This window comes from Treponema sp., assembly GCF_017430385.1.
GTDB lineage: Bacteria > Spirochaetota > Spirochaetia > Treponematales > Treponemataceae > Treponema_D.
In genome coordinates, this window is record NZ_JAFRNB010000046.1 from 1 (window position 1) to 11159 (window position 11159).

Below are 11159 nucleotides of genomic sequence, written 5' to 3' on the forward strand. Positions count from 1 at the left end.
CGAGCTTGGAATGATTTATCTTGAGGGTGGCGAAATCACTAACGAGCAGCTCAAAAAGGCTCTCCGCACACTCACAATCAACCGCACTCTTGTTCCATGTTTGTGTGGTACTGCTCGTCGTAACAAGGGCGTTCAGCCTTTGATTGATGCCGTAATTGATTATCTTCCTTGCCCTACAGACGTGCCGCCTGCAAAAGGCCTTCATGTCAAAAAAGACAAGGAAGAACCGGTTGAAATCCCATGCGATGAAAAGAAAATGCCTCTCGGTCTTGTTTTCAAAATCCAGCAGGACCGCGAGATGGGCGCTCTCGCATTCGTTCGCGTTTACTCTGGCAAATTCACGGCAGGAAGTCAGGCTCTCAACGTCGGAAAGAAAAAGCGTGAGCGAATCAACCGAATCCTGCGCGTAAACGCAAATCACATGGAGCAGATGGACTCTGTTCAGGCTGGTGACATCGCAGTTTTCGTCGGCCTCAAAATTTCTCAGACTGGCGACACTTTGGGAAGCGAAGGAATGCCAATCCTTCTTGAAAGCCTTAAATTCCCGGAGCCAGTTATCTCAATCGCAATCGAGCCGGAGACTTTGAGCGACAAGGACAAACTCGTTGAAACACTTGCAATCATGAGCCGCGAGGATCCTACTTTCACAAGCCATGAGGATGCCGAGACTGGCCAGCTGATTATTTCTGGCATGGGTGAGCTTCATCTTGATGTTCTCGTTACCCGCATGAAGGACGATTTTGGCGTAAAAGCAAATGTAGGTGCTCCACAGGTAACTTACCGCGAGTCTGTCACAAACGAAGCAGAAGTTTCTTCAACTTGGGAAAAGAACCTTGCAGGAAAGGACAATGCTGCAGGCCTCACAATCAAAATCAAGCAGAACGAGCAGGGCATGGGCAACACTTATTCATGCTCAGTTCGCGACAACAATATCCCGGAAGAAATTTACGACGCAATCAAAGCCGGAATCGAAAATTCATTCTCTTCTGGAATCAAATATGGCTATCCTTGTGCTGATGTCGGCGTTGAAGTCACAAAAATCGACTACAACGAGCTTACAGGCACTCCTTTTGCCTTCACAGCGTGCGCAGCTCAGGTTTTTGACGAGGCTGCAAACAAAGCTATTCCACAGATTCTTGAGCCAGTAATGAATGTAGATATTTCTTGCCCTCTTGAGTTCGTAGGCGACGCAATCAGCCAGATTACTCAGCGTGGCGGAATGATTCAGGGACAGGACAGCAAAGCCAGCGGTGAAATCGTTCACTGTATCGCACCAATGGCAAAAATGTTCGGATTCTCAACAAACTTGCGCTCAGTAACACAGGGCCGTGCCTCTTTCAGCATGGAATTTTCCCATTTTCAAACGAAAATGGGAGGTTTGTAAGTTTGAGCCTTGCAGGGATGCAAGGTAAAAGCAAAGAGAGAATTTTCGTCAGAAAATTCTCGTACGAATCAAAAAATCCACGGATGGATTTTTTGTTCGAGGAATTCGCACACTTCCAGGTTAAGCAGGGTGGCTTAGACTCGGCTTTTTAATTCCTTTTTGCGCTCGTACATTTTACTGTCGGCGCGCGTGAAAATTCGCATGTAGCTGTCGTCTTTTTCTGGGTTGAATTCATCGAGACCGCAGGAAATTACGACCTTACCATCCTGCTTGTTTTTTTCGACTTTCTGGTTGAAAGATGCAATCAGGATGTTTCTGTTTTTAAAATCTTCGCCCATAAGGAAAGCAACAAACTCGTCTCCGCCAATTCGGTAAATCGGGCTGTGCTTGAATTCATGGCAAATCAGCTTGCTTGCCGTCTTGATGTATTTGTCGCCTTCTTCGTGCCCCTTTGTGTCATTGACGATTTTTAAATTGTTCACATCGAATACGATAATGCCAAAATCAGAAAGATTGCCGTCCTCAATGCGCCTTTCGATGCCGTCAACATCCTCAAAATAGGCATTTTTGTTTTTTACGCCGGTGAGCGGATCTGTATATGCCATCTGCCTTGCACCGCAAAGCTCCGCTTCCTGAATTTCCTCGACCTGCAGAAGTTTTTCAAGCTCCGCGTGCCTTGCCTTTTTTTCATCCTCAAGCACGAAAGTGTGCAAAAGACATGTTCCTACGACATAGCCGATTGCATAGAAAGGCATGAGCGGGTAAAGTGTCGCAAGAATAATGAAAATTGACATGTTAAGCCCGAAAAATCCGATTGTGCGGTGCCGCTGTCTGGTGTTTCCTGTGGACTTGAACATGATGGTGAGCATGTAAATTGCCGTTGTAAGGAAAACTATGAGCTGGATAAAAAGGCAGATGTGTCGGGCTGTTCCCGTGTAATAGGTTCCGTCATCGCCGAACCAGAAAGCAATATCGAAGAAAAAGTTAAAGATAAGAACTGCAATCTGGAAAACAAAGAAAATGAAACCTATGTATTGTAAGAGAATCGTGAAAAAACTCTTTTCTTTTATATAAGCGATGACATATTCTATCCATAAAAAGACCGTGATTGCCATTATTGCGTAATAGATCGTAGTTTCCACAAATAGCATCTTCATGAGTCCGAGTGCATTTAAAAGTTCCCACAAAACATCTGTTACATAATATCCGATTACAGAAAAAAGAAAGCGTCGGTAAGAATGATGTGCAGGCAGGATGTCGGATGTTACTGGAGGCTTGAGAACATAGTAATTTACGATGACATGTATTAATAAAGCAAGAATTCCGATGATTGAATAGTACATTTTTCCCTCTCTTTTTTAGATTCCTTCACAGTTTAGAATTTTAACACAACTTTAAGAATTTTAAAAGTAAAAATTCAGTCATTTTGGCAAATTCGTAAAAAAATCTTAAAAAAAATCGCAAATTTTCTTTCTCTGTGTTATAATTTTCTAATAGGACTTTCCGGAGGAGAGGGATGATAAAAAAAGTTCTGATTGCTATATTTGTTTTGTTCTCGGTTGTATTTCTTGGTTTGCTGACTCCTGCAATCATGCGCACGGCAAAGCCTGACATCGAAAAAAACAAGCTCCTTGCAAATCATCTTTATGATTCTCTTTCCATTGAAATAACAAAGCCTGTCATTATCTCAAAATTCATGGCATCAGATACGCTTTTGCAGTATGCCCTCAAGAACGAAGAATCCATGAGCGAGGTAGAAATGGCTTCTGTAATAGCTGAATATCTCGCTTCCATAAAAGAAAAATTCGGCTACGAAGTTGCATTCGTCATTTCCGAAAAGACGCACAGATACTACACTATAAATGGAATCTCCAAAATCGTAAATCCTCAGAAAGACCCTTATGACAGCTGGTATCAGCTTTTCTTGGAGTCCGGCAAAAATTACCGGCTTGAGCCTGACCGTGGTGAGGTTTATGACTACAGGTGGGCTGTGTTCGTCAATGCTCGGCTTGAAGATTCTGATGAAAATCTTTTGGGCGTGTGCGGAGTCGGCGTGTTCATGGATGAAATGCAGTCTCTGCTTTCTAAGTGCGAGGCCGGGTTCGGAGTAAAAATCAATCTTGTCGATAAGGAAGGTCTTGTTCAGGTTGATACTGACTCAACCAACATCAATAATGCCTATATTTCCGAGGTTTTGAGTGATAAGGCAAGTCAAAATGAATTCAGCTATATGGAGCGCAGTTTCGGCGGCTTCCGCATGGTTCGATATATCGAAGATTTGGACTGGTATCTTGTAATTCAGAATATCGGGCTGGGCGAAAAATCTCTCGGCGTTATGTTTCTTGTCGGAGCCGCATATTTCTTCCTTCTTGCTGTCCTTTTGGTGAATCTTTATCCAGAAAAAATCAAAAAATCCCGTCATTTTGAGAGCACCGATGATACCGAGGATTATCTCACAGGCCTTCCAAACCGCAATTATCTTAAAAATTCATTCGGGGAGCTTGGAATCTTCAATACTACGCGCTACAAAACCCTTGTCATATTCGATATAGACCGTTTCAAAGTTGAGAATGAGACAAAGGACGGTGACATGATTCTTATCGGGGTCGTTGAGCGGGCAAAGAATATAATCGGGGATCGGGGAATCATGTTCCGCTGGAGCGGGGATGAATTCGTCATCTTCTATGAAGCCCATGCTGACGAGGCCGAAAGAAAATTCACTGAATTCTGCACCATCGTAAAGGAAGATCTGGATGTCTCTGTTTCTGTCGGGGTCGTTGAGGTGAATCTTTCTGAGAGCATCAAGACGAACTATCACAGGGCTGTTCAGCTATGCTATGGAATGAAGGCAGCCGGTGGAAATGGGGTTAAAAGAGAACTATGATTGATAAGCGCAGTTATTCCCTTAGTGCTAAAACTTCAATAGGTGTTTACGCCCTTGTTCTCATCACTTTTTCGCTTACTGCTGCCGTAAGTTTTATTTCAAACAGCAAGCATATCAGGAAAGATGTCGCGCACTCTGTCCTCCTCATGGCTGAAAAGAAGCAGACTGAGCTTGATATGAATTTTGCCACCATTGAGGAAGCCGTATATGTCGCGGAAAACTATATTTTAAAGACCCTGGACGAGGAGAGACTTTTAAACGATTCCTCCTACGAAGAAAAATATATGGAGGAGATTGCCGATGTGATGACGAACTATCCCGGCAATCCAAAAGGCGTTGTCTCAGTTTATTTCAGGATGGAGCAGGAGCGATTCGGCCCAAAAACAGGAATTTTCTACCGGGGCAACAAGAGGACGGGCTTCGTAAAAATCCGCAACACTGATTTGAGCATGTATTCTACTGGTCAGACGGAATATGTCGGCTGGTATTATATTCCTGTCTGGGCGAAAAAGCCTGTCTGGATGAATCCTTACGAGAACAAGAACCTCGACACGCAGATTATTGCCTTCGTCTCCCCGGTCTACAGAAATGAAAAATTGCTTGGCGTTGTTGGAATGGACATAAAGCTGGCTGTTTTAAAAGATATTGTTGACACCCTTCCGACTGACAATGTGCTTGCACTCCTTATAGGCAGCGAGAAGAATCTGATTTATTCAAACCGCTCGCATTTGTTTAATAATGCAGTTGATCAGTCTGCGAATGTCACTTCAATCTTTGACCTGTTCAAAGGCGGCAATTCCCACTCTATGGAAGATTTTTACTGGAACCGCATGAAGCACACCGGCCTTGTCAAAAAACTTGAGAACGGGATGAGCCTTGTGATTGCCCTTCCGCATACGGTTTATTCCACGACGATGTTCAACTTGTTCATGACTTTCGCCACCATCCTTCTCGTGATTTTCTCACTTACCTGGGTCATGGTGAATTTCGCGGCTGACAGGATTATCCGGCCAATCCGAATCCTTACCGAAGCTACTTTCAAGCTGAGCCGTGGCGAGCTTTACATCAACATTCCATACAAATCAAACAATGAGCTTGGAATTCTCTCGGACAACATCCGTAAAATGACCTCTCAGATGAGGGAATATATCGACTATATCCACGATCAGACGGTAAGGGAGCGCGAGGCAAAAGAGGCTGCCATCTCTGAGAGTGAGAGCAAGAGCGAATTCCTGGCTAGTATGTATCTTTCAATGCATGAGATTGACCTTGAGCACAATACTTTCACAGAAATCCACAGCAGGAAAAACATCGGTGATGCTGTCCGGCGAAGCGTCGGCAATGCGAGGACAATTCTTCCCGAAGTAATGCAGGAGATGTCCGACGAGACTTCCTGGGACAGCCTGCTTCCGTTCGTCAACCTCGACACAATCAACGACCGCCTCAAAGGGCGTATTACGGTAGCACAGGAATTCCTTGGCGTTGGTGGAAAGTGGTGCCGCGGCCGATTTATCGCGATGGACAGAAAGCCGGACGGAACGCTTACCCATGTCCTTTGGGCTGTCGAATACATCGATGCCGAAAAGAAGGAGCGTGAGCAGCTTCAGGCCGAGAGCGCAAGGATGAAATTCGAGGCTGAGAAGAATGCAGCCGCAAATCAGGCAAAGAGCGCGTTCCTGGCAAACATGAGCCATGAAATCCGCACGCCGATTAACGCCGTTCTTGGCATGGACGAAATGATTCTCAGGGAGTCTGCGGACAAAACAATTCTTGGCTATGCGGCTAACATCAAGAGCGCGGGCACGAACCTGCTTGAAATCGTAAATGAAATCCTTGACTTCTCAAAAATTGAGGCGGGCAAAATGGAAATTCTGCCCGAAGAGTACGAAATCCAGTCTGTCATCACCGATCTGTTCAATATGATTGATGAGAGGGCAAAGCACAAGAAACTCAAATTTATCCTCGATGTCAACAAGAAAATCCCGAAAATCCTCTGCGGCGACTTTGTGCGAATCAAGCAGTGCATACTGAATCTTCTGACAAACGCCATAAAATACACGCGAAAAGGAAGCGTAACATTCTCCGTTGATTATGAAAAGGTTGGCGGCGATAAAATCATGCTGGAAGTCCGGGTCAAAGACACTGGAATCGGAATCAAAAAAGCCGACATGGAAAAACTCTGCTCACCGTTCGAGCGGATTGATGAGGAAAAGAACAGGACCATCGAGGGCACGGGACTGGGCATGAGCATTGTCACGCGAATCCTTGCGATGATGGACTCTAAGCTTGAGATTGAGAGCGAGTACGGACAAGGCTCAGAATTTTCTTTCCGCATCGCGCAAAAAGTCATTGACTGGACGGAAATCGGCGACATCAATGCGAAAAACAAGAAGAACAAAATCCGAATTGCCAATTACAAAGAAAAACTTCATGCACCGAAGGCACATCTTTTGTTTGTTGATGACACGGATATGAATCTTGAGGTCATAAAAGGGCTTCTCAAAAAGACTGCCATGAAGATTGATACGGTTCTCAGCGGCAAGGAAGCTCTCGAAAAAGTGCAGGAAAATTGCTACGACATTATTTTCATTGACCACCGTATGCCGGAGATGGACGGAATCGAAACCCTGCACGCGATGCAATCTCTCAGCGGCAATTTGTGCAAGGATAAGCCTTGTGTTGCCCTCACCGCAAACGCAATTTCTGGCGTAAGGCAGATGTATATTGATGAAGGCTTCACTGATTATCTCACAAAACCAGTAAATCCCGAAAAACTTGAGGATATGATTATAAAATATCTTCCGGGTGATTATCAGGAAACTCCTGCCGAGGAGCCAGAAGAAGCTCTTTCTGACGAGGAATGTGAGAAACTTGCAGACGGCACAAATCCTTTCATTGAAAAACTCAATTCAATAGAAGAAATTGATGTCATGTCCGGCCTTACTAATTGTGGTTCGGCGGCTATTCTCGAATTCAGCATTAAAAAATTCTACAGTTCCGTCAGTGACCGGGTTGTGGAGATTCAGCAGTTCTTTGAGGGAGAGGACTGGAGCAATTATGCCATAAAAATTCACGCGCTCAAAAGCACTTCCCGGCTTATCGGGGCAATGGGGCTTTCTATGCGCGCGGAAAATCTTGAGCTTTGTGCTGACAAAGGCGAAACTGAGGAAATCCTTGAGAATCACAAAACTCTGATGAATGATTTCCTTGCTTTCAAGAAAAAGCTCGAAGTCCTTTTTGATGAGGATGCGGGCGCGGAAAAACCTTTGATTTCAGAGGCGGAACTTTCAGCAAACATTAAGAAAATCGGAAATTTTGCCGAAAGTTTTGATATAGACGGAGTTGATTCCGTTATGTCGGAGCTTTCCAAATTCAAAATTCCCGAAGAATATAAAGACAAAGTTGAGAAAATTCACAGCATGATAGAAAATGTGGATTTTATTTCTTTGCAGGAGTTGCTTAATGGCAACTGATTTGGAGGAGAATATCAAAAATGGAAAGAGTAATTTATGTTGTAGGAGATGATTCTCGTTTGGTCGTAAAGAATTTCGTCCAGAAATTTGAGGAAGCCGCCCCGGACTGGAAGCTTGAGCTGTTTTATCCTGATCCACTCTGTCTCGAACTTGATTATGACAAGCGCAGCCATGTCGTCGTCTGTCTTTCTGAGGACATGGATTTTCAGGTTGTCAGCAAAATCGCTTCCGCCCAGAGAAAAATCGGATTCAACATTTATTTTATCGGCGCATCCATTTCACTCGGAATTGACGAAGAAAAGTATTTCAACAAGATTCCGTCCGTAAGATTCCCAGGCTATTCATTCGATTTGGAACGGCTTTTGGAGTATATCGAAAAAAATGATATACCAAAAAAACGCATCCTCGTAGTTGATGATGAGCCAATCATGCTCCGAAGCATAAAAAACTGGCTCAGCGATGAATTTGAGGTCTCGGTCGTAAATTCCGGCAAGGCCGCGATGCTTTTCCTGGACATGCATCCGATTGATCTTGTCCTGCTTGATTACAAAATGCCTGAGATGTCAGGGCCTTCTGTCCTCACGAAAATCCGTGGAGACAAGAATTTCAAGAATCTTCCGGTAATTTTCCTTACGGCAAACAGTGACAAGGAAAGCGTAATGAGCGTCGTTCACTTGAAGCCGGAGGGCTATATCCTTAAAAGCAAAACCCCTGATGAAATCCGTATGGCGGTAAAAGATTTCTTCAAGAACAGAATTATAAACGAGGAGTTACAAAAATGAGTTTTGTAAAAAGGGCACTGATGCTGATTGGTGTGTCAGTCGCAATTTTCTTTGTTATTACAACGATTATTGTCGCCAATCTTGTCTCAAATTTTACCGAGGAGCAGGCTTACAGGCTCATGTATTCGAATGTGCGTGAGTGTGTTCTTAATTTCGAGAACACGATGTCTGCTCCTTCAAAAATGGTTGAGGCAATGGCCTGCCTTTTCAAAGATGGATTTTATAGAAGAAATTCTGACAACGAAGAAGTTTTTGAGAAAATGTCGCTTGCATATTCAGAATTTCCTGGTTTTTACGGATGCCGCACTGACGGCTCAATGTTCGCAGGCCCCAATATTTCAATCCCGGACGGATATTCTCCGTCAAATTCCAGCTGGTATACAGGTGCGGTCGAAAAAGAGGGCGAGACATTTTATACCGGCGTTTATATCAATGAGCTTACAGATATGCTTGTCGTCACGATTTCAAGGGCTATTTACAAGGACGGCGAGCTTGACGGCGTTATAGCATTCGATTTTCCAATGGAAGATTTGCAGGCATTTGTCGGCGGTGTCAAAACAGATTTGCTCGACTGGTCATTCATCCTTTCTCCTAAGGGCGATTTTTTTATGGATGATGAATATACGCCTGATGACAATATCCTGAGCGTAAAAAACGGCGCATACAATAAAATTGGTCAGAAACTGCTTGAGGTTGAGGATGATTTTGTTTACGGAAAGGTCGGAAAGACAAAATATGTTTTCCGTATCGCGCCAATCCCGATTACAGGCTGGTATTATGTCCTTGGTAAGAGCGTAAAGGATGCGAACGCATTCTCCACGGCCACAAAAATTCTGCTTACGGTCGCATTTTTCATCTTGTTCATCATAATCATGGCAATCACGGCTTTCATTATCAGCAGGATGCGCTCCAAGGAGAGGGCGGCAAGTAATCACCTTATCGACGAAACCCACAAACTTGCGTTTTCTTCAAAAGAAAACGCAATCACGGCGCAGGACCAGAGCGCGGCTGTCAAGGAAATTGTCGCCACAATGGAAGACAATACGGAGCTTTCGGAAGATATTTCCAAGAAAATCAAGGATGTTTCGGGCGTTGCCACAAAAACGAGCGGCGATGTTGCCGAAGGCGTGTCTTATCTGGAGCAGAATGTAAGGCAGCTTAAGGAAATCGCTGTCGCGAACCAGAACACAATCGACGGTATCAAGGAACTTGGTGACAAAATCGAGAACATCTGGGATATCGTCACCCTCATCAACTCGGTCGCGGACCAGGCAAAAATCATCGCTTTCAATGCGGAGCTGGAGGCAAGCACGGCTGGCGAGGCCGGCAAAAACTTCCATATCGTTGCCGCAGAAATCCGCCGCCTTGCAGACGGAATCATCAAGGGCACAAAAGAAATCAAGGGCAAAATCACTGAGATTCAGCAAAGTTCCGACACGCTTATTCTTGCTTCAGAAAGCGGCACCGAAAAAATCCGTGACGGTGTTGCAAATGCGAAGAATCTTGAGGAACGGTTCACGAGCATCAAAAATGCTTCCGAAATCACGGCGGACAGTGCCGGTGACATTACGACAATCATCCAGCAGCAGGCTGTTGCGAGCGAGCAGATTCTTCTCACTCTCAAACAGATTGCTTCGGGTGTAGACAAGTTCCGGGGCGCGACGGAGAGCGTTTCCGAAGCTTCCCAAAAATTGCAGGTTATTGCAGAAGAATTGCGAAAATAATTTAAAAACAGTGAGGAGAAATAAAATGAAATTAAAAGTCTTGAAAGAGCGGAAGGAGAGAACAAAACGGCCGTTTCCTGCCATGATACTGATTTTGGTGCTGGTTTTTATCGTGCTGCTTGCCGCCAGTTTTGTCGTTATCGGAAAGGGCGCACGCATAAATTTTGAAAATCAGAGCCACAAAGAGCTTATGCAGCTTCAAAAAAACATGAAGCTTGAATTTGAGCTAGGTTTCAAAGAGCAGATTGCCCTTGCCGTCCAGATGGCAAAATCACCTCTCATCGTTAAATATTTTGAGAATCCTTCTGATGACGACCTTAAAGATTCTGCCTTTGCTGAGGTCGCGGCTTATCAGGATTCATTTTTGAGTAAGCTTTCTTTCATGATAAATGACACTGACCTCAAATATTATGCCAATAACGAATATCTTTACACCCTCGACACAGAAGATCCGACAAGCGCATGGTATCTGGCTACAAAGGAAAGCGATAAGGCTTACGAATTCAACGTTGACTACGACATCGGCCTTAAGCAGACATTCATGTGGGTCAACTGTATCGTGCGGAATCAAAACGGAGGCTATCTCGGCCTTATCGGAACGGGCATTCCAATCTCAGAATTCGTGAATTCATTGTACTCGGACTTGCCAAAAGAGTACTCGATGTACATTTACAACAAGTCCCTTGAAACAACAGGTTCCCCGGAACTGAGCCATCTTGAGAATAAAACCCCGATTACCACCGTTATCCCGGAACTTGAGGATGTTGAGGAGGAGCTTGCTGAAATCGGAGAGGCGTTCATTGATGATGCGCACACGGTTTACTCATTTGAGCCTCTTGAAGAAATCGGCTGGAACATAATGGTCGCAAAGAGTTATTCGCCACACGCCTTTATTGAGGGCGCGATTGTTCC

7 protein-coding genes are annotated in these 11159 nt (G+C 44.5%); 6 read left to right on the forward strand and 1 reads right to left on the reverse strand.

Annotated features, from left to right (window positions below):
* On the forward strand, positions 1-1384 hold a 1384-nt coding region (locus IJJ71_RS03485; protein WP_296845342.1), incomplete at its 5' end, for an EF-Tu/IF-2/RF-3 family GTPase.
* Positions 1385-1518: 134 nt separating this feature from the next.
* Here IJJ71_RS03485 and IJJ71_RS03490 read toward each other — a convergent pair.
* Positions 1519-2727, reverse strand: coding sequence for a GGDEF domain-containing protein (locus IJJ71_RS03490; protein WP_296845343.1), 1209 nt, complete (start codon positions 2725-2727; stop codon positions 1519-1521).
* A 173-nt stretch (positions 2728-2900) separates the two neighbouring features.
* On the opposite strand from IJJ71_RS03490, the gene IJJ71_RS03495 reads away from it, so the two are divergent.
* The 5 genes from IJJ71_RS03495 to IJJ71_RS03515 all read left to right on the forward strand — a co-directional run.
* Positions 2901-4268 carry a sensor domain-containing diguanylate cyclase gene (locus IJJ71_RS03495; protein ID WP_296845344.1) on the forward strand — a complete coding sequence of 456 codons (1368 nt, stop codon included), beginning with the start codon at positions 2901-2903 and terminating at the stop codon, positions 4266-4268.
* Complete coding sequence (locus tag IJJ71_RS03500) at positions 4265-7741, forward strand: ATP-binding protein (RefSeq protein ID WP_296845345.1); 3477 nt, start codon at positions 4265-4267, stop codon at positions 7739-7741. Before IJJ71_RS03495 ends, IJJ71_RS03500 begins: the two co-directional genes overlap by 4 nt.
* Positions 7742-7761: 20 nt before the next feature.
* Positions 7762-8523 (forward strand): response regulator, encoded by a 762-nt coding sequence (locus IJJ71_RS03505; protein WP_296845346.1) that lies wholly within the window; start codon positions 7762-7764, stop codon positions 8521-8523.
* Complete coding sequence (locus tag IJJ71_RS03510) at positions 8520-10247, forward strand: methyl-accepting chemotaxis protein (protein WP_296845348.1); 1728 nt, start codon at positions 8520-8522, stop codon at positions 10245-10247. Before IJJ71_RS03505 ends, IJJ71_RS03510 begins: the two co-directional genes overlap by 4 nt.
* Positions 10248-10272: 25 nt before the next feature.
* On the forward strand, positions 10273-11159 hold an 887-nt coding region (locus IJJ71_RS03515; RefSeq protein WP_367113211.1), incomplete at its 3' end, for a cache domain-containing protein.